Raw genomic sequence first — 21,513 nt, 5'->3', positions numbered from 1 at the left:
TAAAATAAAATTAAAAAACAAAAAATGTATTGGGTATATATTATGCTCTAATAAGCATGGTACTTTATATATTGGTATTACTAATAATATAATACGTCGTGCTTATGAACATAAACAAAAAATAATAAAAGGTTTTACCTCAAAATATAATATTATAAAGCTTGTTTATACAGAAGAATTTACTGATATTCAAGAAGCACTTACAAGAGAAAAAAACTTGAAAAAATGGCAACGTAGTTGGAAAATAGAACTGATAGAAAAAACTAATCCTGAATGGAAAGATTTAATTGAATAGTGCTATGGATTCCTGCTTTCGCAGGAATGACATAAAACTATACCGTACTAAAAATATATGAATACAAAAATTACAAATTTTACATTTGATAAGAAAAATTTAAATCTAGCAGAAGAGATTATAAAAAAATATCCACCGCATGGAAAAAGAAGTGCAATACTGCCGCTGCTTGATCTAGCACAACGTCAAAACGGCGGCTGGCTACCTGTTCCTGCTATCGAATATGTCGCAAATATGTTAGAAATGCCTTATATACGGGTTTATGAGGTTGCAACATTTTATACTATGTTTAACTTAAAGCGAGTTGGTAAATATCATATCCAAGTATGTACTACTACTCCTTGCTGGCTGCGTGGTAGTAATGATATAATGAAAATTTGCGAAAAGAAATTAGGTGTAAAACTCAAAGAAACTACTGAAGATCAAAAATTTACTTTAAGCGAGATAGAGTGTTTGGGAGCATGCGTTAACGCTCCGGTCGTACAGATTAATGACGATTATTATGAAGATCTAACTCAAGAAAAAATGGAAAAAATAATAGACAAGCTTCACAATGACTAGAATCTTATTATTATTACTGAGATTTTATCAATATTTCATTTCTCCACTACTTGGCAATAATTGCCGGTTTCACCCCACTTGTTCTGAATATGCCAAAGAAGCTATATCAATGCACGGCAGCATAAAAGGCTTATGGCTTACCTTTAAAAGAATCATCAAATGCCAACCGTTTTGCGACGGCGGATATGATACCGTTCCAATCTCTATAAAAAATTCTAAACCACTTAATAAAAAAATATAAATTATGTTTATTGTAAACCTTAAATATACCTTAGGCTTAGACCTTTCTTCTGTTGAAAAATTTATTACGGAACATAGAAAATTTTTAGATACATGTTATGATAAAGGATATTTTATTTTATCAGGTCCTATACATCCAAGAATTGGCGGTATTATTTTAGCTAATATAGAAAAACTAAGTCAACTTAAAGATATATTAAGAGAAGATCCTTTTTATATAAATAATATAGCTGAATATGAAATTACTAACTTCACTCCTACAAAATGGCATAAGAATTTAAATATTTTTTTTCAAAAACATGAATAAACTCATCCCTTTACCTCGTGAATTTTTTGCAAGAGATACTAATGTAGTAAGCACTGAGTTAATCGGTAAAGCTCTTTATTTCCAAGGTAAAACAGCTATCATTACTGAAACTGAAAGCTATATAGGGCAGAATGATCCTGCTTGCCATGCAGCAAGAGGGCGAACAAAAAGAACGGATATAATGTTTGGCCCTGCAGGCTTTAGCTATGTCTATTTAATTTACGGAATGTATTATTGTTTAAATTTCGTAACTGAAGCTAAAGGCTTCCCTGCTGCGACCTTAATAAGAGGCGTACATGTTATTTCGCCTGAAAATCTATACCTCAACGGTCCAGGTAAATTATGCAAATATTTAGGAATTAATATTTCTCATAATAAATGCGATCTTATAAATAACAACGAATTTTTTGTCAGCGATATCGGCTTAAAGCTACCCTACTCTACTACTGCTCGTATAGGTATTACTAAAGGCACGGATCAATTATGGCGTTATGTTGTTACAGAGATCACTAATTTAATCTCTCAATATAATGTATAGCCTTAATAAGGTCATATTGATTTACGGCGAAAGGACCTCGAAAAGGTTTGTCTAATATAAATAATCACAAAAGCTTAACCCTGTTATACCTTACGGTATAAAGCTCTTTTATCTCCTCAATGATTTCCTGCTTAGTCAATAGCTGCATTTGCTCGCTTGCTTTATAAGCTTGTAGTCTCTTATTAATATCTTGGAAGAAACTAAGAGCTTCATGGCCGATTTGCTTGCCGTCTTTCATTAATTACCATTCACGCTGCATTACATCTTTGGTATAACTTTTAATATCTAGATAAATTGCAGGTCTCATTTCATGGGGAAGCCAACCTACACTATCTGCAAGCCTCATTAACACTATAGATCCTGCTGCCACCCCTTCTTGTACTTTATTAAAATTATCGAGGTAAATAAATTAATACAAAACCGGTTGATACCGCGTACATACTACCGACTACACCCGATAAAAACCCACCAAGACTTCCAAAAGCTCTGCTTTTTGAAAATTATTAGGAATAATGTATTTTGTTAAATATAAACATCCCGCACAATCCCGCACAAAAACTCATCAAAACAATATTAGGAACGGTATAGATAAAGTCAATGATATGATTAACCATGTCCTGCTGAATATTTATATAATATACTAGAAATAAGAGTTTGATAAGGTAATCCCTCATAAGCAGCTTTTTGTTTTATTCTCATTAAATCACTACTAAAAATACGAATATTTATTCGAGTATCTTTTTTTAAATAATTAGCTGCTGCCACTTGTGCTATATGTTTCTCTTGTTCAAAATTTTTAATTCTTTGCCATTTATCATTTTCAAAGACTCTAGCAATGCGTTTTCTTCAGCATCTAGTATTATATTTGATATATTCTCTTTATTTCTCATTACTTTTTCCTATTTTTAGATATTTCTGAGTAGCTTTGCGACGTGGAATAATAGTCTTTAAAAAAACTGTTCCATCAACTTCAATAATAAAAGGCACTCAATAGGCGTATTCATTAAATTTAACTATATACATTTTTTGCTCTGAATATTTATTAGGATTTATGTTCTATTATATCCAATAAACAATTACTTTTTATAACTGATATTATTTCTTCAACACGTACCTTGCGCGCACTTATTAACTTATAATTTTTTTCAGCAGAAAAGCTATCATTACATTTCTTTGTCATCTTATGGTATTAGTCAATGTATGATGTCAACACTACACTTCCGTCTCTTCTAAGATCACTGTAGAATCAGCAAGTTTAGTAATTTTTTCAATTTTTAACCGAGCTTCTTTTAGTTTTTTCTCACAATGATTCTTAAGTAAAATACCTCTTTCAAAGCTATTAACTGCCGTCTCTAGACTCTCTTGTCCGTTATCTATTTTTTTAACAATTTCCTCAAGCTCTTTTAAAGCTTCTTCAAAGCTAATATTTGCTTCTAAAGTTTTAGTATTAGTCATTTATTTTTATTTTTTAATGGTTATCTGTAGTAGTGTTGTCTTCAGTTGTTTGGGTTATAAGTAATTTTTTTAGCTCACTACTATCAAAAGTTTTCTTAGGAGCAAAAATACTCCCTTGCATTTTTATATTAAGATGTGCCAAACTATCTTTATCAGAACTTGTATTTGAGGTATTTAACTTAACAAGCCTTGCCGGTACGTAAAATGATAAAATACTAGATGCATCCATATCAAAATTATATATATTAACTGCAAAAGAGGCCGCACCGCTACTATATTGTGTTGCAAATTTTACTTTCTTTAAAAGGGCAATACCTTTTTGTAGTTCAATATCACCGCTTATACCTCTAATATTTTCTTGTCCTGTGGTTATAGCACTATTTATATCTTTATCTAAATTTTGTACCTTATAATCAGCTGTATCAATTTTTTCTATAAAAGAATCAATTGCAAAATTATTAACATCTATATTGTTTATAGCAAATTGTGATTTTGTAGTAAGGTTATATAGCTGGCTTTGAAGAGTGTTACCATTAGTTCCTAAACTACCGCTTATACTTATTTTTCCGCTACTTGCCGTAAATATTTTAGGCATAAGAGCCGAAAGTTTGTTTAAATCTATTGTATTTAAAGCATATACGAAATTTATAGCATAAGGTTCTAATAAAATATTGCCGTTACCTTGAAGCTTACCACCTAATAATTCTGCTTCAATATTATTAAATTGTAATAAATTATTATTATTTGCTACATAAAATTTAACATTTTTCAATATTAAATCATTTTGTAATAATGTCGACAATGTACCGGAAACTTGTAAGGTAGCTTTATCTAAACTATAATCATTTATTAATTTATTTCTTAAATTAAGCATTCCTGCCGGTGATAATAAATCAGTAGTAAGATTACCGTCCTTAATTTCTACGGTCAAAGACGGCAATACACTCGATACATCTAAGTTCCAGCTAGTTGATAAATAGCTGTTAGCAGTTTTAAAATCTAAATTACTAATTTTTATATTAGCCGGCACGATTTTAGCAAGCAAATTCATTTTGTCAAATACATGATCGTTATACTTAACGCTATCTATCAGAATATCTAAATTAGCTAAATATCCTATTGTTCTAATAGGGATGAATTTACTTGGATAATCTAGAGCTTTCATATCTTTAGTTAAATTTTTTGTAAATTCGATAAGCGGCGAAATTATTGGATACGTTCTACTGCTTAAGTCAAGCGAAGATATATTAAGCGTAACGTCTAAACGAGGTGTTTGAGCAATAAATTTACTAGAAAAATTTCCTGATAAATTTAAATTATCTGTTTTGAGTAATAAATTTTTAAAAAATAAATCTATTAAAGTGAGTTTTAAATCCGATGACAAGCTAAAAGGAATAGCTTCTTTAATAGTAACGTCGTTAAATCCTAAAATATTCAGTAACGAATTTATATCGTTGTGCTTTAAATATAGCTGTCCATCGAACATACTTCTAACGGCATTCTGTGTTACATTACCTGTAAGCTTAAATTCTCCACCTGATTTAATATTACCTGAAAATTCATTTATCTTTAAAGTACCCTTTGATAAGTTAGAAGAAAAGACTATTTTTTCTAGTTCTTCATTATTACTTAAAATTATTTCGTTAATTGCCACGTCTGCTTTAAGTAATTTATCGGCAAAAATAAATCTAATATTTGAAGAAGAAGTATTAAATGTTACCTCTGCATTTGGAGAAATTAACGCACTTAAATCTATTTTAGGAAAATCTAGTTTTACATGAGTAGTAATATTATCATTTTTAGCAATGTTAACAAATCCATTACCAATAATAAAAGATGATGCTATTACTATGTCTTTTAGCTCTATTTCATCTTCATTATTTGAAATATTAAATTTCACGTTTACTGCCTCATGTTGATTAAATTTATTAAAAAGATGGTTTAAATCCGGTAATATATTATACATTACCGATGCTAAATTTTTAATCTGATATTCACCACTACCACTAGTAAGCTTAGAATCTTTGTAAATTTGCGATAACTTAAAACCATAATCATTATTATCAATATTAAGACTAAAATCTACTATATCGTCACGTTTATTAATTGAACCTGAAATTTTCCCTATATAGTTACTTGTAGTTTTAAATATGTAATTAGACGATAAAGCATTTTCTTTTTTTAATATACAATTATTAAAATTTAAAATAGAATAATCTTGTTTATTAATAATACTTAGATTAGTAACATTTAGATTTATATTTTGTAATTTATATTTAAAGAAATTCTTTATTAACTCTTCATGATTATAAATATTTAATACATTAGAATGTGAATAAAATTTAGCATCTAATATATCTATTTTATTAATTTTAGGATTAAATTTTATAAGCGACCACCACGAAAAATGAATTTTAATCTGCTCTAAATCTAACTTTCCTTCTTCTCTTATCGTCTCAATAACTAAATAGGACAAAGGAAATTTATTCATCTTTATTTTTCCGATATTTTCTTTCGCAATTCCTAAATGACTGATAAAATTATTAGTAACCGCATTATAGTTAACAAACGATAATGCACCAAACATTATAAATAACAATAATGAGAAACAAATTATGACGCCGGCAGCTATTTTTTTTATCATGTCTGTAAAAAAGTTTTTAAATATATTATTATATATAATTATCAAAATTTAAAGGCAAATTAATGAATTCTTTAGAAAATTTAATTTTAGTCGGTGTAATAAAATCATGTCACGGAATTAAAGGTCATGTAATGTTAAAATCTTTTACCGACCCTGCTACAAAAATACTTGAAAGAAATTTAGTAAATGAGTCAAGAGCAAATATACATATTAAGCTAATGAGCCAAAATGCCAAAGGAGAATTAATTTGTACATTTAATGATATAGCTACTCGAAATGAAGCTGAAAATTTAAAAGGTTATAAAATATTTTGCTTAAGAGCAAGTTTACCGGAACTAGAAGAAGATGAATTTTATATAGCAGATTTAACTCATTTACCGGTATTAAACCAAGATCATAAAGAAATAGGCAAAATTAAAAATATTCTTAACTTTGGTGCCGGTGACATAATTGAAATAGAATTTTCAGATCAAACAACCGAATTATTACCTTTCAATAAAGAATTTTTTCCTATTATAACTAAAGATTATGTGATTTTAAATTATCAAAGAGAAGCTTGAATAATTTACCGTAGTTTTCAATTTCTTTATAGTACCCTACGATTCTTATTCACCTCTGTCATCCCGTGACGTGACCACGGGGACGGGGTGACACAGTGGGTTTTACCGGTCCACGCAACAATACCTACTCGCAATGATGGAAAAACCGATCCACGCAACAACGCCTCGTGGGAATGACATAGAATATCATTATTTCAATCATTAATTGAGTAAATTATATAAAATTGACAATTAATCCTTAAATACTATAATTAATATATGTATATAATATAGAAGGTTAAGCTCTATGCCTAAAACTTTAAAATACTCACTTATTATATTTATAAGTATAATATTATTATTAGTTGTTATTCCTTTCTTTATTCCTTTAAATAATTATAAAGGAATAGTAATAGATAAAGTTAAAGAGGCTACAAATAGAGATTTAACTATTAACGGCGACATAAAATTATCTTTACTACCGAATCCAGCAATATCAATATCAGAAATTAAATTATCATCAATAAACGGTACAAAAGAACCTCATCTAGTTTCCGTTGAAGGTGCTAAAGCGTCATTGCGACTTTTTCCTCTTTTTAGAGGAGCAATTGAAGTAGCTTCTATAGAACTGCAAAAACCGATTATAAATCTAGAAGTTTTAAGTAATGGACAAAAAAATTGGCAATTTTCTACACCTAATAATACATCCAAAACAAATGAAATTAGCTCTGTAGAATCTACCGATACTAAAACTGAATTAGCACTTCCTATTTTGATTAGTCATTTTAAAATTATAGACGGCAAAGTAATATATATAGAAAAAAACAGTGAGAAAATATTTAACGATATTAACTTAGAGACTAAAATTAAAAGCCTTAAGGGTCCTATAGATTTGACTTTAGCTGTAAAGGCTTTGGAACAGCAAATTAATATAGACGGAAATATTGAAGAAATCGGTCAAATAATTCCGTTAAGTGCCAATATTAATCTTGCCGGTGAAAAAATTAAAATCGAAGGAAAATTTGATAGCGAAAATAATTCTTTCATAGGTAACGCAAATATTAAAGGTAATACTAAAACTTTAGGTATGCCTGCTGATTTACAAAATGACTACGAGCTAACTACGGCAATTACTGCCAATAGTAAAAATATAGCTATTAAAGATGCTAGACTTAATTATCCAAATATAGAATTACTAGCAAATGCAAATTATGATATAGAGCGTCATAACCTAAAATCAAATATTATTATCAATCCCGGTAACATTATAACCGAGATTAGCTCTAATTTAGATAAGACAAATATTATGCTACAAGCTGATAGTTTAAAACCTATACTTGATGCTCTAAAACTAAAGACCGATAAATTACCGCCTATTATTAACCAAAAACTTATACTTACTTCTAATGTAATTTGTAATTCTCAAGCAATAAAATTACAAAATATTAATTTATCGGCTGCACATAGTAATCTCACGGGAGATATTGAGCTTAAAAATTTAGCACAAGATATAACTATTTCGCACAATCTAAAAATTAATAATTTTGAGTCGTTTATGTCTCTTATGGAAGTAAGTAATTTAAGTAAGATTGGAGTATTGCAATTAAACGGGGAAGTGCAAAAAATTAAAGATACTTTCCATATTAATAATAAAATATCCGCTTTTAATACTAATATATCTATTAAAGGAGATATTAATTTAGCAACTCAGAAGCCAAATTTTAATCTTAACTTATACAGTCCGTTAGTTAATTTGGATAAAATTCTTACAAGTAATAGTCCTACTCCTGCTCCAAATAAAACTAATAGTCCTGCTACTCAAAACATACCTACAGCTAAAAATAATTCTCCTTGGTCAAATAATCCTATTAATTTAAGGTTTTTAAATGAAATTGAAGGGCAATTATCTGCAAATATTGATAAATTAACTAACGACTCATTAAGCATAAATAATTTAAAAGCAAAATTAAATATCACCGGCGGCACGCTGAATATTACTTCAGTTAATGCCAGCATTTACGGTGGCGCACTAAGTAGCACCGGTTATGTGAGTTCAGCAAAAGATCAAAACGCTGCAATTAAAATCGATTTAAAAAATGCCTATCTCAAAAGTTTCACTCCGCAATCGGGTAAAATAAAAATAACTGATGGGCGACTAAGCTTTAAAGCCGATCTTACTTCTCGCGGTAATAGCGTTTATACATATGTTAATAATCTAAATGGACAATTTAACGTAAATAGCGATAACGGGAAAATAAGCGGATTTGATTTAAACCGAATCGCAGATACGGTAAATAATGCTAAAAATACCGAAGGAGTATTGAGACTTATTAACAGCGCCTTTAGTGGCGGATCCACATCTTTCAAAAATTTAATTGCCAGCGGAAATATAACGCAAGGCAAGCTTAATTTAAATGAATGTAGTTTAGATGCTTCACCTGCCACAACAAATGCAAGCGGTCAAATTAACTTACCACAATATATGATGGATGTTAGTGCAAGCGTTACTATTGCGGATTTACCGCCTATAGCCGTTAAATTATACGGATTCATAAATAATCCGCAGCATAAATTAGACGTTCAAGCCTTTCAAACATATTTAGTTAAAAACGTATTTAATAGCGTTATTAAAGACTTAAAAAGCGGAGAGAAGAAACCTGAAAATATTATTAAAGATGCTTTGGGTCTCAGAAAGAAAAAGGATACAAATACAGAGGAACAAAGCAGCCCTCCGCAGGAAAACCAACAAGCAGATCCTGTGAATAAGCTTCTACAAAAAGGCTTGAAGAAACTGTTTTGATGTGACCGTCACGGGTGTTGTGTGACTTATTATTCCTCTCTATGTCATCATCCAGCAACACATATAGTGTAGTAACAATGTTGAAGTTATTTTTTCTAGACTTAGTTAGCAAGCAAACTAGATGACAGTGCAAAACTCGTAAATACCCACGTTTTGATACAGTGATTCCTGTGCCAAACCTAATGGATACACATCCTTTGTTTCCTCAGTATCTAATACCAAATTAGGTATGTTTTTAGGGAAATCTTGAATTGCTTTAGTAATTTTTGCTGCTTCTTCATCATAATTTGCCTTTTTCAACAAAATAATAAGGTCTTCATATAATGATTTTTTATTTGGATTTAACCCCATAGCTCTCTTGATAGAAGCGAGTGCTTCCTCCGAATTTATTTTATGTAATTTATTAAAAAACTCTTCGTGATAGTATGCTTTACTTGGATCTAGTTCAATAGCTTTCTTTGATTTAATCGCATTATCTTGTTGTTTTGCCATTAAAATAGAACTTAAACTATGAAAAACTTCAGCTTCTCTATTGTTATATTTTTCAGTTTTATCATAAGTTTCAATAAAATTTGAAAGTTCTTCAGGATCAGTTTCAACGAATTTTAGTAGATTGTCTTTTTCTTCTTGATATTGATATCTGTTATGAAGATCGAGATATTTTTTAAACAGCTACACAATTTCATCTTTAGTCATAATCTATCCTCTATTAATCTACTATAATATAAAAACACTAACTTGGTAAAGCTAATATTTACCCATATTGTTTTTTCCATTCTATTTTCATCTTTTTATATTGCTCATGCTCTTCTGCCGCTTGTCATTTTTTGAAAAATATATCGGCACTTTTCACTTTTTTTTTGATCCCCCTCCTCTTTCTAATTTCTTATAATCATGTTCTTTGTTATATTTTTTCCCACCTTTATAATTAGCATAACGTCTACTTCTAGTAAAACCCATCTGCAAATATTTACGCATCATATCAGCTCCAACAAAATCATTATCCTCTAAGGATTTTAAAAATATTTCATATATTTCTACTTTCTTTAGCAATTTCAGGAGTTTTAAACTTCCAATAAGGCAAAATTTCATTTTTATATGGTTGACAGATACATACTCCTTGCTCATCTTTACCTACTCTATAGCTTTCCAGGTATTTACGATACTCAATATCATTTTTCCATTTATAACTTTTATTATCAAAATTTAGATAGCTTGGTTTTGCCATAACTTATGATATATTTGTAATTAATAATTTATAACTACAATTTCAATGTAAGTAAATAAATCTGAAGTTTGTAAAGCTAAGTAAGTATTTTAAATAAACTTTAATTTAAAATCGTATAATTAAGAAAATAGTACAAAATACGAAAACTTTGCACGTACGTCCTAATGGACGATCAGCTGATTACATAACGCCTAACTTCATGTATGGCTGTGCCGGAGGTTGCAGAAATAGTTATTGTTATGTTATGCGTCATAACTATGAGACATTATATATCAATGAAAATATAGATCAAATACTTGACGTATTGGATAAATATACAGCAAATTTACTGACTAAAATTTCCAATCAAACAGATTCTAAATATTGGACATATGATATAGGTTGTTCTACCGATGTAAGTTTGCATTGGAAACACGCTAATTGGTTAAAGATATTTAATTTCTTTAAAGAAGATCCACGTGCTAAAGCAACTTTTGCTACTAAATATGTCAATCCTAAATTACTTAATTTTAATCCTGAAAACAAAATAAGGATTAGATTTAGTTTGATGCCGGCAAGAATGAGTGAGATATTAGAGCCAAAAACGAGTCCAATTATCGAGAGAATAAAAGCGGTGAATATTTTTATTGAAGCAGGTTACGAAGTTCATCTAAACTGTGCTCCTATTATTGCTTATGAAGGCTGGCTTACCGAATATGCAAAGTTATTTGAAGATTTAGCTCAATACATAAATAACTAATATAAACCGTTTATAAAAGCGGAATGCATATTTTTAACGCATAACGATAAGCAGCATGAAAGAAATATTGCCTCAAATAGATTAGAGAGTGAAGCTTTAATTTGGCAACCAAATATACCGGAAAATAAAGTAAGCGAATATGGAGGCAAGGCGGTACGTTATAAAGCCGGTATTAAGAGTAGTTTTATCCAACGATGGAGTGTGTTGCATGACAGGTTGCCCCATGGAATAAAATACGATATATATTCTAACTCTTCCTACTTATCAAAATTATGAAACAAAAGCATAAAATTTTAAAATTACAGTTATAAATAAAAAATCACTTGCATGAAAATAAACTTATGATATGTTTCTTCACGTTGGGTTTCAATTTTATCTTCCATGAAAGTAACCCAACACTATTATCTCTCAGCTAATAGTGGATATAGTGTTAGTTGAGTACAAAAGTAAAAATATAAAAAACAAGTAAAATATCGAATAGGCAAAAAATCGTTTAGCTTGTTTGTTATCAGGGGTATCATAGAATAAAGAGCCTGCATAATATAGAAATACTACTCCAAGAATACCAGAAATTATTAAATATATAAAATTATTCATTCCAATAAAAAAAGGCATTAGCGAAACAATAAATAAAAGAATACTGTAAATTAGAATTTGTTTTTTAGTATATAAAGTCCCTTTTACTGCAGGCATCATCGGTACTTTACAGTTTTTATAGTCATCGTTACAGAATAAAGCAAGAGCCCATGAATGCGGCGGCGTCCAAATAAAAATAATCAAAAATAATATAATCGACTCTAGAGATATAGTATTACTTACTGCTGCATAACCTATCACAGGAGGTAATGCTCCCGATACTCCGCCAATAACGATATTTTGTATAGAACGACGCTTTAACCACATAGTATAAATACAGATATAATAAAAAATAGTGAATAGCAGTAAAAAGGATGCAAGTAGATTAACACATAAAGCCATAAAAAATACTGCAAAAAATCCCGTTATCAAACCAAAAGATAAAGCTTCATCAGACTCTATAACTCCTCTTACTATCGGTCTTTTTTGGGTACGTTTCATTAAGCTATCGATGTCTCTATCGTACCACATATTAATTGCCCCTGCACTACCTGCCCCAAGAGCTATGCAAACAACTGCAATACCAGCAATAAACGGATGCACGGAATAAGGAGCAAGCCACATACCTACAAAACCCGTAAAAATCACAAGCGACATTACACGCGGTTTCATAAGTAAAATATAGTCTTTAACAGTACTTTGTGAATGATTGATTTTACCTAAATTGATTGGCCTTACTAAAGAATTCATATGAAATATTTTTTAATTAAATATAAAAAGTTTTAGGTTAAAAATCAATGATTGACTTTGATGCAAGAAATGTATATATTTATGTGATGCAAATAATAAATAATAAGTTAAGGATATTATCAGTGACAAAAATTGTTCGTTCTAAATATAAAGCTAGTAGAAGACTTGGAGTAAGTCTATGGGGTGATAGCAAGGATGCTTTCAATACACGAAATTATCGTCCCGGGCAACATGGGCAGAATACCATGATTAAAACTTCAGATTATGGTTTACATTTAAAAGCTAAGCAAAGATTGAAATGCCACTACGGTCGTGTCACTGAAAAACAATTTAGAAATACTTTTGCACTTGCTCAAAAAATGAAAGGTAATACCGGTGAAAACTTCATTGGGTTACTTGAAAGTAGACTTGATACGGTAGTTTATAGAATGAATATAGCTCCAACTATTTTTGCTGCAAGACAGTTAGTTTCACACGGACATATTAAATTAAACGGTAAGAAAGCCGATATCGCAAGCATACGACTAAAGGCAGGCGATGTTATAGAAGTTAAGGAATCCGTAAAACAAATACCGCTTATCCAAGAATCCGTTTCAAAACAAGGTCAAACAACACCGGGGTATTTATCATTTGATGTACATTCATTAACCGGTAAATATTTAAGAGTTCCTGCTCTTTCTGATGTCCCATATCCTTTTGAAGCAGCAGTGCATTTAGTAATCGAGTTATATTCTCGTTAATCATTACAAAAAGGCAGGTTTTATTTATCTGCCTTTTTGCTTTCTTCCCTACACCTACATTTTTTCTTTATACTATAATACAACTTATCACCTAATTCGGCAGCGTTTATTATAAAGATAGGTTAGTTAAGAATTTAACGTCTGAGCTAAGAAAAAACTGTAATTTTTGACAAAGCAAGGAAGTATAAAAATGCTAATTTTTAGCATTTTTATTATTTTTATGGAGTGCCACGCTACTTTCAATCGTGCGCAATGTATTGCTGTGTGGATCAGTTTTTCAGTTGTCATCCCGCGACTTGATCGCAGGCTCCAGTTAAAAATACTAACATTATTAGTATTTTGAGTTGTTTTTGGATACCGTGGTCAAACCACGGTATGATACAGAGTGCCTTTTTCGATACACACAACAACGCCTGCTCACAATGACGATATCTATTTTTAATAAATAATGCCCTATATAATAATTGTTTCTACTTACGTATTATTTTTAAGAACATATAATGCTGCTTCTACCTTTTCCAAGAAGTTAGCATATGGAACGCATTTAATAATTAGCGGTATAACTGGTTTTATTGTAAATGGAACAACAGGAAGCAGTCTTTTTGTTTCGGCAACTCTTGCTGATGAAATCTTAATAACCGAAGGGTATTTTCAGAAACATTATCTTACTTCTGCCACATTTAAAGGAAGTTTAATCTACCCTATTACTACAAATCTCATCACAACTTTTCCTAATTATTCAGTACCAATTTATTTAACTTCTACAGCCACAATAGTAGGCTGCTTAGCATATTATGGGACTGATTTCTTAAATTATCAGGAAAATTTAAAAGAAATTCAGACAAACTTAACTCCTAATATTAGGGTAATTGATCCTAATATACTTTCTAACAATTTTAAAAATGAAATTAAAGATGTAACCCAAAGATTTTAGATTTAATTGAAGCATACATAAATAGTAGTTTTATTAACTATACCGGACATGATGGCAATACATTAATTGCATTAACCTTACTTATACAGGACCCTAATGCTGCTATAGGCTGTTTCTTAAGGAGCAAAAATCAGTATTTTATGGTGTGGAAACAATATAATAAGCACACTATTCCAATCATATAAAGCTTCTTTAACACAAAATACTCAAGATTTAATCGAACAAAAAGCTTGAGAACTGTTACTAAACGAGGCATATAAAAGTAAAATCTTAGGATTAAAGGATATAGAAGCTATTACTAATAATTTATTTAATGATCTTAATAATACTTTCACTATTGGAATTTTACAATTAGGGAATTTAACCACTTAAAAAATTATACAGCTTATTGCATTGCAAGATATAATGAATTTAGTTCCAGGAGCTATTATATTTAATGAGTTTGAAAATATTAAGCAAGGATTTTTAAATATATTATATCAACTGGATATTTCTTAAAGGCAAGAAGCAGAGAAAATTAACGAACATAAAGCTTCTATAGTAAGAAATATATCCTCTAATACTTCAAATATCTTGTTAACTGATTCTGCTCAATTTGTACAAAATCAATATGCCAAGCAACTTAAAGCTAAAAAAGAAATATCAAAGAAAATGTTGTTTTTAGATAGCACAAAAAATACTATAACTACTATACTAGACGATAAATTCATAAAATCACTTTACTATATTTATAAAGTAAAAAATGGAGAGATTACGCCTGAGCAAGCTCTACTACTTAATCCTTGGCTTGAAACCTTAAAATCATTCTTAACAAGTTCCTCATTGAAAATAATCTTTAGTGGAGCAGTTATATCACAAACGAGAATTACAAAATTAATAGAGGCAATTTCTTCTGAGAATAAAAAAGGAATAACATGGTCTACTAATGATACAAACGATGAACTTGTAATTTCTGATTATAACCTCATTATAGAAGAAAGAACTATTTTGAGTTTTGAAAAATTAGTATTCAAACTAGGAGCACATTATCTTCTTTCAGCTTCCTCAGGCAAAGGTAACACTACTTTTTTAAAGAGTTTAGTCAATTGTATTGCTGATCCATGCCATAGCGTTGGTGAAATTTCCATACCTACCCATTATCAAAATCCAAAAATAATATTTATTGATCAAAATAGTTATATACCGGTTTAATCTACTTTATTTGAAATAATAACCTCCGGCCTTGATCAATCAATCATTAAAAGTAATAAGCAATTATTAGAAGAAAAAATTAACACACTATTTATAAAATTAGATCTAGGTACATTAATTATGCACTTAAGTGATAAAAATTATGATGTAATAAATGCACCAAGTGGCAGTCAAAAGAAAAAAATTGGAATCATTAAAGCTATTCTATTCAACCCTATATACTTGACTACTTTTCATTTATCATGAGTATATACTAAATCTAGATGTTCAACTATGGGAGTTTTTTAAGATTTCTTTATAGATTGCAAGGTTTTTTCTTAGCATCAGATCAAGAGAGAAATTATTAATTACCGTATGTCTTGCCGCTTCTTGGATTTTCTTAGCAGTATCAGTACCTAAAATCGAGAAACAATAATCGATTTGCTGTGCTAACGCTTCGGCATTATTTGGTGCTACGTGGAAACCGGTTATATTATTATTTATTGTCTCTACTGCCCCGCCGATATTAGTTGCAATAACAAGCTTCTCCATCGCCTGCCCTTCTATAATAGTACGCCCGAAAGCTTCAGGCTCGATTGAGGCAGAAACGATAATATCGGAAATCCCATATAGGTTTATTATATCCGAATCATTACCGAAAATTTGAATTTTATTTTGAAGTTTTAGATTAGCTATAAGCTCTTTTACTCTATTAGTAAAATTGGGATGTCTAGATATATCACCGACCATTAAACAATAAAAGTCTCTATGTTTTAATTTACTTAATGCTTCTACTAGAACAAGATGTCCTTTCCAGCTTGTCATTCTAGAAGGCATGAATATTATCGGCACGTTACTCGGTACATCATATTTATCACGACATTTTTCAAGTTTTTCCGGCGTTAAATTTGCAGGATCGAAATAATCACAATTCACTCCACGCTTAATTACTACTATTTTATCTTCATCAATTTTATAGTTTTCGAGCAAGTGTTGTTTTACAAAATTAGACACGGCAATAACTTTCTTGCCTTTTAGCATTATGCTATTATAATATTTTTTAAAACTATTCGGAATATTATAAACCCCATGAAAGGTAGTCAAAAATTTAGCATTTGTCCATTTTGTTGCTAGATATGAACTCCATGCCGGTGCTCTTGATCTTGTATGAACTATATCAACATTATATTTTTTAATTATTTCTGCTATCAATTTTGCATTATTCAGAATTACAAAAGGATTTTTACTGCTACTATTCATTTCAATATGTAATATATCTTCCTTATCTAACTCTTTAACTAGAGTACCGCCTGCTGAAATTATGATAGGAGTATGACCGAAAATTTTAAGATATTTTGCAACTTCTATAGTACCTCTTTCAACCCCTCCCGAAACTAGAGCAGGAACTACTTGCAAAATAGTATATTTATTGTATCGTTTACTTGACTTTAATGAAGGCATTAAATCTCAATCTATTAAAATAATTATTTAAAATGCACAAGCTTTATAATAAAACACAAGACAAATTTATTGTCTATGATAATTATAGAATAATTAATACAAATATTCCATCTGTAATTTTTTTACACGGCTTGATGTCTAGTATGCAATCAACTAAGGCTATCTATTTAATAGATTATTGTAAAAAAAACAATTATAATTTTATTGTTTTTGATAATTTCGGCCATGGAAACGCATCGGAACAATTTAAGGATCAAACAATTAGTGATTGGTTAGAAGGAGTATCACTAATTTTAGACAAATTAATTAATACGGAGGCGATATTAGTAGGTTCGAGCATGGGAGGATGGCTAGCACTTCTTGCGGCTTTAAGATTTCCTGATAAAATAAAGGGACTTGTGTGTGTAGCCCCTGCTCCAGATTTTACTGAAAATATTTGGCAAAATATATCTCTAAATGATCAAAATAAGATGCAAAAAGAGGGAATACTAGAAGTAAGCGGTAAAAATTGTGAGCATAAATATCCTATAAGCTATAAACTGATAGAAGATGCAAAAAAACATTTATTATTGACAAAGAAACAGATGGATATAAATATACCGGTACATCTAATTCATGGGATGTTAGATGAAGACGTACCTTATAATGTTTCAGTAAAATTATTAGAAAAAATAACGAGCAAACAAATAGTAATGAAGCTAATTAAAGACGGTCACCATAATTTATCTAGAGAAGAAGATTTAAAGGTAATGACAAATTCCTTAGAAGAAGTAATTAGACTCTTAAGTAATATTAAATAAACAATAAATATGTATAGCAAAATAAATAAAGTTCATGATTTTAAAGAAGTTATAGAAGCGGTAAAACAAGCCGATAATACTAGCTTGGTGCTTTTTGATGTAGATGAAGTAATTGTAATGGATAGTGATGAATCTAGGTTAACACATGATTATAGAAAAGAATTAATGAAGAACATTGAAAAAAGACTTACTAGAAAAGAATGTGAATTATTACTTAGTATTGTTCTTAAAGATAGGAAAGCTAGATTTGTTAACCCAGATATCTTAACGATATTTGCTCTACTTACAGAAAAAAATGTACCGGCAATGGGTCTTACTAAACTTCCTACCGGTAAATTCGGCGTAATTGAAGATATGATCGAATGGAGAATTCGTGAACTCACTGAATTAAAGGTAAATTTTCAAGAATTTTCACCTTTAGAAGATGAGATAATAATAGAAGATTTTAATGCCGGCTACGGTAAACCTACATTAAAAGACGGAATAATTTACACTGCAGAATATGATAAAGGAAGCATGCTTGAGTATGTATTACGAAAAACAAATTATTATCCACAATCAATAACATTTATCGATGATATAAAAGAAAATTTATTATCATTACAAGAAATGTGTAAGAAACTAAAAATTAACTATCAAGGATTTGAGTTTACCGGTTCTGCTATCGTTCCCGAACCTGTTCTTGATACACAATTAGAAAAAATCAGATTTGAAATTCTAGAAAAAGAATATCAATGGTTAACGGATGAGGAACTTAAAAAGCATACTTTGTCATCTAGTAGCTTGTCCACAGTATCCAGCTAAAAATGTCACAACAACATACACTTTTAGTGGCTTTTCCTAGATGCCGTGGACAAACTACTAGATGACACCTATTCACCTTAGAGTATAATATTATGTCTGCAAAACTTATTGTTCTTTTTACCTTACTTATCTCGCTTGCTACTATGGCAAGTAAAAAGGAAGAAGAAAAAATTACAGGAGTAAAAGCAACTAAAGTACAAATTGCCGAGCTTTACGACATATTTAATATTGTAGGGCAATGCCAGAATGATAATAGTCGTGATTATTATGCTAATACCACCGGAGTAGTTGAACAAGTCTCAGCACATCAAGGAGAAATAGTAAAAAAAGGGGATATATTGCTAGTTATAGATAAAAACATAGCAGAAACCACTAAATCTAGAGCAGCAGCGTTATTAAATACAAAACAAGAAGATTATAATAGAAAAAAAGCTTTATTCGCTAAAAAATTTGTAAGCAACGAGGAATATAAAAGGTCAAAAAGCGAACTTGAAGATGCAAAATTTAATTATTCCAAAGCTCTAAAAACATATAATGATATGATAATTACTGCACCATACTCCGGTAAAATAGGCGTAATTAAGTCTATGGTCGGCGATGAAGTAAAAATAGGTGACTATCTTTTTAGCATTACCGGAACAGAAAACTCACAAAGTATTTTTATTGAATTGCCGGAGTCTTTAAGCGGAAAAGTTGGAGTCGATACTGAAGTTTTAATTGCAGGCAAAATTAAAAGTACAATCGGGGCAGTATCGCATTACTTATCAGATAATGGTACTTTAACAGCTAAAATTATTTTACCTATGGGTACAAAAATCCTGCATAATAGCTTTGTAGATGTTACGCTTATAATTAACCCTCATAAAAACCTAACCGTTCCTGAAAGTTGTATTCAACGAAATAATCAGGGTAATTTTATTTATAAAATAGACGGTTATACGATAAAACAATTATATGTAAAAATCGGTACACGTACAAAAGGTCTAATTGAAATTATCTCTGACGATATTAAAGCAGGTGACTTAGTCGTTACCGAAGGTATGACTAAAATTGGTGACGGTTCAAAAGTTAAGATACTTGAGGAATAGTTATTTATATATGCTTTTTAAGCCATCTCTGTATTCTAGAGATTGTTGCACGTATTCCTTCTTGCCTTATAGAAGTAATAGTTAATAAAATCAAAATTTTTGTCACAAAGCAATAGGTTCGTATTTTTTGAATTACATAGTTATTTTTGAAAAAAGAAATATTACTTTTTTTATAGTCTTCATTTTTATTTTCTAGTAATCTTAATTGTGTAACAGCTGCTAATAACAAATTAATAGTAAACGGACTAAATTTACTTAAATAAGAATCATTAAGAACATAAGAAGTAATATTTATTAAACCTACTGAATATTTATTTGGGTCCATAAACGTATTAGTACCACCGCTAATTCGTACTTTAGACAATTCTTTGTCTATACCGCCTATTGAGTTTTTACTAGCAATAGATATCCATAAACAACAATCTTCACCGCTTCTTATATTTTCAGGAAATAAATTTTCTTGGAATAATGTCAAAGTTCCCATAACTGTCGGCATTGCTATTGGACAAGTTTGTATGACTTGAGGAAAAACATTGCCACTAAAAAACCCGGAATGAACCGATTCTATATATTTTCCTTTTTCATTTATTTTTTGATATGAAGTATGAGAAAATATAAAATTATTTTCTTCCATAAACTTTAATTGGATTTCTATTTTATCCTTATAAAATAAATCGTCTGAATCAAGGAAAGCAATATATTTTCCTATAGCATTTTTAATACCTAAGTTACGTGCAGCAGCAGGTCCTTCATTTTTTTTATGAAAATATTTGATTCTTTTATCTTTCTTGCATATTGAAGTTAATTCTGATATATCATCAGTCGACCCATCATCTATTATAAGTATCTCAAAATTTTTGTGTGTTTGAATAAGTACACTTTCTATAGCTTCAATTGCCCAATTTATTCTATTATATACCGGTATAATAACACTAATTTTAGTATCATTTAGTATTTGTTGAGCCATAGTATTTGCTAAATCACAGGCTTTTTTATACGGAGTATTATTGGATAAAAAAGTAGCTGTACGAGTTAAAAATAAATAAGGAGAACCTTCCATTTTGATCATTTCTTCTTCTGTTAACTCGTGAAGAAACGATGACCATAATACATTACATTCTTCGTTATGATTTGCTATTTTTTTACTACCTTGCTCTGAATGAAAACGAGATTTAATTAGGATAGATTCGTCAAAATGAATAGGGGCAACACGGAAAATTTTAAACCATAAATCATAATCTTGTGTTGTCGGCAAAGCCTCATTAAATATACCGACTTCATGAAAATATTTAGCAGGAATCAATAACGAACAACCATGTATTAATCCTCGTAATAAAGGTAATAAAGAAATATTAAGTTTATTTATAGGTAGCACACTATCCGGTTTAATATAACGTAGAGAGTTGCCTTTTTCATCGATTAATTCATAACCACCGTAAATGATAGTATCTTTATTATCTAATTTATTTAATATGTCAACTTGATGCTCGATTTTATTAGGATAATATATATCATCATGGCTAAGCCACGAAAAATATTCCCCTTTCATGTTTTTTATACCGTAATTTAAGGCCGAACCGCAACCTCCGTTTTCTTTATGAAAATAGCGTATTTTATCACCATATGATAATGCTACACATTCTGTCTCTCCATTATCTTTTGAACCATCATTAACAACAATAATTTCAATATTTTTGTAAGTTTGTGCTAAAGCACTATTTATAGCTTCTTTCATATAATTAGCCCCATTATAAACAGGTATAATAATGGAAACTAAAGTATGATAAATATTTAGAGGTTTATCTTTTCTAGTTGTCATAACTTTTAAAAATAATTTATAAAGT

Annotated in this window: 22 protein-coding genes and 2 pseudogenes; 14 read left to right on the top strand and 10 right to left on the bottom strand. The window is 29.9% G+C overall.

Features of this window, described 5'->3' with window-relative positions; translation table 11 throughout:
* The first annotated feature begins 24 nt into the window (after positions 1 to 24).
* From A3305_RS05745 to A3305_RS05725, 5 genes and pseudogenes are all read left to right on the top strand, one after another.
* A pseudogene (locus tag A3305_RS05745) lies at positions 25 to 295 on the top strand (GIY-YIG nuclease family protein).
* 57 nt (positions 296 to 352) lie between these two features.
* Positions 353 to 856: an NADH-quinone oxidoreductase subunit NuoE gene (gene nuoE, locus A3305_RS05740; RefSeq protein ID WP_014392117.1), complete on the top strand. Its 504-nt coding sequence runs from the start codon at positions 353 to 355 to the stop codon at positions 854 to 856.
* On the top strand, positions 849 to 1,097 hold the full coding sequence (gene yidD / locus A3305_RS05735; RefSeq protein WP_014392116.1) for a membrane protein insertion efficiency factor YidD: 249 nt from the start codon (positions 849 to 851) through the stop codon (positions 1,095 to 1,097). Before nuoE ends, yidD begins: the two co-directional genes overlap by 8 nt.
* A 3-nt stretch (positions 1,098 to 1,100) precedes the next feature.
* Complete coding sequence (locus A3305_RS05730) at positions 1,101 to 1,403, top strand: YciI family protein (RefSeq protein ID WP_014392115.1); 303 nt, start codon at positions 1,101 to 1,103, stop codon at positions 1,401 to 1,403.
* On the top strand, positions 1,396 to 1,941 hold the full coding sequence (locus A3305_RS05725) for a DNA-3-methyladenine glycosylase (protein ID WP_014392114.1): 546 nt from the start codon (positions 1,396 to 1,398) through the stop codon (positions 1,939 to 1,941). The genes A3305_RS05730 and A3305_RS05725 overlap by 8 nt, the downstream gene beginning before the upstream one ends.
* 64 nt (positions 1,942 to 2,005) lie before the next feature.
* Here A3305_RS05725 and A3305_RS10645 read toward each other — a convergent pair whose 3' ends face one another.
* The 5 genes from A3305_RS10645 to A3305_RS05700 all read right to left on the bottom strand — a co-directional run bounded on the left by A3305_RS10645 (position 2,006) and on the right by A3305_RS05700 (position 6,040).
* Positions 2,006 to 2,179: a hypothetical protein gene (locus A3305_RS10645; protein ID WP_226984022.1), complete on the bottom strand. Its 174-nt coding sequence runs from the start codon at positions 2,177 to 2,179 to the stop codon at positions 2,006 to 2,008.
* A 3-nt stretch (positions 2,180 to 2,182) separates the two neighbouring features.
* On the bottom strand, positions 2,183 to 2,311 hold the full coding sequence (locus A3305_RS11270; RefSeq protein WP_264357847.1) for a hypothetical protein: 129 nt from the start codon (positions 2,309 to 2,311) through the stop codon (positions 2,183 to 2,185).
* A gap of 236 nt (positions 2,312 to 2,547) precedes the next feature.
* Positions 2,548 to 2,706: a hypothetical protein gene (locus tag A3305_RS10640; RefSeq protein ID WP_014392113.1), complete on the bottom strand. Its 159-nt coding sequence runs from the start codon at positions 2,704 to 2,706 to the stop codon at positions 2,548 to 2,550.
* 447 nt (positions 2,707 to 3,153) lie between these two features.
* A complete protein-coding gene (locus A3305_RS05705) occupies positions 3,154 to 3,396 on the bottom strand; it encodes an exodeoxyribonuclease VII small subunit (RefSeq protein WP_014392112.1) in 243 nt (80 codons plus the stop codon).
* 13 nt (positions 3,397 to 3,409) lie between these two features.
* Positions 3,410 to 6,040: an AsmA-like C-terminal region-containing protein gene (locus A3305_RS05700; protein WP_041860584.1), complete on the bottom strand. Its 2,631-nt coding sequence runs from the start codon at positions 6,038 to 6,040 to the stop codon at positions 3,410 to 3,412.
* A 62-nt stretch (positions 6,041 to 6,102) separates the two neighbouring features.
* On the opposite strand from A3305_RS05700, the gene rimM reads away from it, so the two are divergent.
* Together rimM and A3305_RS05690 are read left to right on the top strand one after the other, a co-directional pair.
* Positions 6,103 to 6,600, top strand: coding sequence for a ribosome maturation factor RimM (gene rimM, locus A3305_RS05695; protein WP_014392110.1), 498 nt, complete (start codon positions 6,103 to 6,105; stop codon positions 6,598 to 6,600).
* A 286-nt stretch (positions 6,601 to 6,886) separates the two neighbouring features.
* Positions 6,887 to 9,379, top strand: a complete 2,493-nt coding sequence (locus A3305_RS05690; RefSeq protein WP_014392109.1) for an AsmA family protein — start codon at positions 6,887 to 6,889, stop codon at positions 9,377 to 9,379.
* A gap of 117 nt (positions 9,380 to 9,496) precedes the next feature.
* On the opposite strand, the gene A3305_RS05685 is transcribed toward A3305_RS05690, so the two are convergent.
* Positions 9,497 to 9,871: a hypothetical protein gene (locus A3305_RS05685; protein WP_045799415.1), complete on the bottom strand. Its 375-nt coding sequence runs from the start codon at positions 9,869 to 9,871 to the stop codon at positions 9,497 to 9,499.
* 357 nt (positions 9,872 to 10,228) lie between these two features.
* Positions 10,229 to 10,607 (bottom strand): annotated as a pseudogene (locus tag A3305_RS10635) (DUF4385 family protein).
* 148 nt (positions 10,608 to 10,755) lie between these two features.
* On the opposite strand from A3305_RS10635, the gene A3305_RS05665 reads away from it, so the two are divergent.
* Positions 10,756 to 11,346: a spore photoproduct lyase family protein gene (locus tag A3305_RS05665; protein ID WP_373604501.1), complete on the top strand. Its 591-nt coding sequence runs from the start codon at positions 10,756 to 10,758 to the stop codon at positions 11,344 to 11,346.
* Between the two features lie 408 nt (positions 11,347 to 11,754).
* Here the strand turns inward: A3305_RS05665 and cyoE are convergent, their stop codons facing one another.
* On the bottom strand, positions 11,755 to 12,672 hold the full coding sequence (gene cyoE, locus A3305_RS05660; protein ID WP_014392104.1) for a heme o synthase: 918 nt from the start codon (positions 12,670 to 12,672) through the stop codon (positions 11,755 to 11,757).
* A gap of 122 nt (positions 12,673 to 12,794) precedes the next feature.
* On the opposite strand from cyoE, the gene rpsD reads away from it, so the two are divergent.
* The 3 genes from rpsD to A3305_RS05640 all read left to right on the top strand — a co-directional run bounded on the left by rpsD (position 12,795) and on the right by A3305_RS05640 (position 15,537).
* Positions 12,795 to 13,412, top strand: a complete 618-nt coding sequence (gene rpsD, locus A3305_RS05655; protein ID WP_014392103.1) for a 30S ribosomal protein S4 — start codon at positions 12,795 to 12,797, stop codon at positions 13,410 to 13,412.
* A gap of 448 nt (positions 13,413 to 13,860) precedes the next feature.
* Positions 13,861 to 14,346, top strand: a complete 486-nt coding sequence (locus tag A3305_RS05650; protein WP_014392102.1) for a hypothetical protein — start codon at positions 13,861 to 13,863, stop codon at positions 14,344 to 14,346.
* A gap of 573 nt (positions 14,347 to 14,919) precedes the next feature.
* A complete protein-coding gene (locus A3305_RS05640) occupies positions 14,920 to 15,537 on the top strand; it encodes a hypothetical protein (protein ID WP_014392101.1) in 618 nt (205 codons plus the stop codon).
* 267 nt (positions 15,538 to 15,804) lie between these two features.
* On the opposite strand, the gene A3305_RS05630 is transcribed toward A3305_RS05640, so the two are convergent.
* Positions 15,805 to 16,977, bottom strand: a complete 1,173-nt coding sequence (locus tag A3305_RS05630; RefSeq protein ID WP_081120888.1) for a glycosyltransferase family 4 protein — start codon at positions 16,975 to 16,977, stop codon at positions 15,805 to 15,807.
* Positions 16,978 to 17,009: 32 nt separating this feature from the next.
* On the opposite strand from A3305_RS05630, the gene A3305_RS05625 reads away from it, so the two are divergent.
* The 3 genes from A3305_RS05625 to A3305_RS05615 all read left to right on the top strand — a co-directional run bounded on the left by A3305_RS05625 (position 17,010) and on the right by A3305_RS05615 (position 19,669).
* Entirely contained in the window at positions 17,010 to 17,777 is a 768-nt protein-coding gene (locus tag A3305_RS05625) for an alpha/beta hydrolase (protein ID WP_014392099.1), read from the top strand.
* A 9-nt stretch (positions 17,778 to 17,786) separates the two neighbouring features.
* Complete coding sequence (locus tag A3305_RS05620; protein ID WP_014392098.1) at positions 17,787 to 18,581, top strand: DUF2608 domain-containing protein; 795 nt, start codon at positions 17,787 to 17,789, stop codon at positions 18,579 to 18,581.
* A gap of 89 nt (positions 18,582 to 18,670) precedes the next feature.
* On the top strand, positions 18,671 to 19,669 hold the full coding sequence (locus tag A3305_RS05615; protein WP_193353173.1) for an efflux RND transporter periplasmic adaptor subunit: 999 nt from the start codon (positions 18,671 to 18,673) through the stop codon (positions 19,667 to 19,669).
* A gap of 4 nt (positions 19,670 to 19,673) precedes the next feature.
* Here the strand turns inward: A3305_RS05615 and A3305_RS05610 are convergent, their stop codons facing one another.
* The gene (locus tag A3305_RS05610) at positions 19,674 to 21,488 is read right to left on the bottom strand and encodes a glycosyltransferase family 2 protein (protein WP_014392096.1); all 1,815 of its coding nucleotides are present in this window, start codon (positions 21,486 to 21,488) and stop codon (positions 19,674 to 19,676) included.
* Positions 21,489 to 21,513 lie beyond the last annotated feature (25 nt).

It is taken from the genome of Rickettsia amblyommatis, assembly GCF_002078335.1.
Lineage (GTDB): Bacteria > Pseudomonadota > Alphaproteobacteria > Rickettsiales > Rickettsiaceae > Rickettsia > Rickettsia rickettsii.
Note: the sequence above shows the minus strand (reverse complement) of the source record. Positions and strands in the feature narration are given on the sequence as shown.

Excerpts from the sequence above, each read along its gene's own strand:
- nuoE (WP_014392117.1), top strand. The coding sequence starts at position 353 with ATGAATACAAAAATTACAAATTTTACATTTGATAAGAAAAATTTAAAT.
- yidD (WP_014392116.1), top strand. The coding sequence starts at position 849 with ATGACTAGAATCTTATTATTATTACTGAGATTTTATCAATATTTCATT.
- A3305_RS05730 (WP_014392115.1), top strand. The coding sequence starts at position 1,101 with ATGTTTATTGTAAACCTTAAATATACCTTAGGCTTAGACCTTTCTTCT.
- A3305_RS05725 (WP_014392114.1), top strand. The coding sequence starts at position 1,396 with ATGAATAAACTCATCCCTTTACCTCGTGAATTTTTTGCAAGAGATACT.
- A3305_RS10645 (WP_226984022.1), bottom strand. The coding sequence starts at position 2,179 with ATGAAAGACGGCAAGCAAATCGGCCATGAAGCTCTTAGTTTCTTCCAA.
- A3305_RS05705 (WP_014392112.1), bottom strand. The coding sequence starts at position 3,396 with ATGACTAATACTAAAACTTTAGAAGCAAATATTAGCTTTGAAGAAGCT.
- A3305_RS05700 (WP_041860584.1), bottom strand. The coding sequence starts at position 6,040 with ATGATAAAAAAAATAGCTGCCGGCGTCATAATTTGTTTCTCATTATTG.
- rimM (WP_014392110.1), top strand. The coding sequence starts at position 6,103 with ATGAATTCTTTAGAAAATTTAATTTTAGTCGGTGTAATAAAATCATGT.
- A3305_RS05690 (WP_014392109.1), top strand. The coding sequence starts at position 6,887 with ATGCCTAAAACTTTAAAATACTCACTTATTATATTTATAAGTATAATA.
- A3305_RS05685 (WP_045799415.1), bottom strand. The coding sequence starts at position 9,871 with ATGGCAAAACAACAAGATAATGCGATTAAATCAAAGAAAGCTATTGAA.
- cyoE (WP_014392104.1), bottom strand. The coding sequence starts at position 12,672 with ATGAATTCTTTAGTAAGGCCAATCAATTTAGGTAAAATCAATCATTCA.
- A3305_RS05650 (WP_014392102.1), top strand. The coding sequence starts at position 13,861 with ATGCCCTATATAATAATTGTTTCTACTTACGTATTATTTTTAAGAACA.
- A3305_RS05630 (WP_081120888.1), bottom strand. The coding sequence starts at position 16,977 with ATGCCTTCATTAAAGTCAAGTAAACGATACAATAAATATACTATTTTG.
- A3305_RS05625 (WP_014392099.1), top strand. The coding sequence starts at position 17,010 with ATGCACAAGCTTTATAATAAAACACAAGACAAATTTATTGTCTATGAT.
- A3305_RS05620 (WP_014392098.1), top strand. The coding sequence starts at position 17,787 with ATGTATAGCAAAATAAATAAAGTTCATGATTTTAAAGAAGTTATAGAA.
- A3305_RS05610 (WP_014392096.1), bottom strand. The coding sequence starts at position 21,488 with ATGACAACTAGAAAAGATAAACCTCTAAATATTTATCATACTTTAGTT.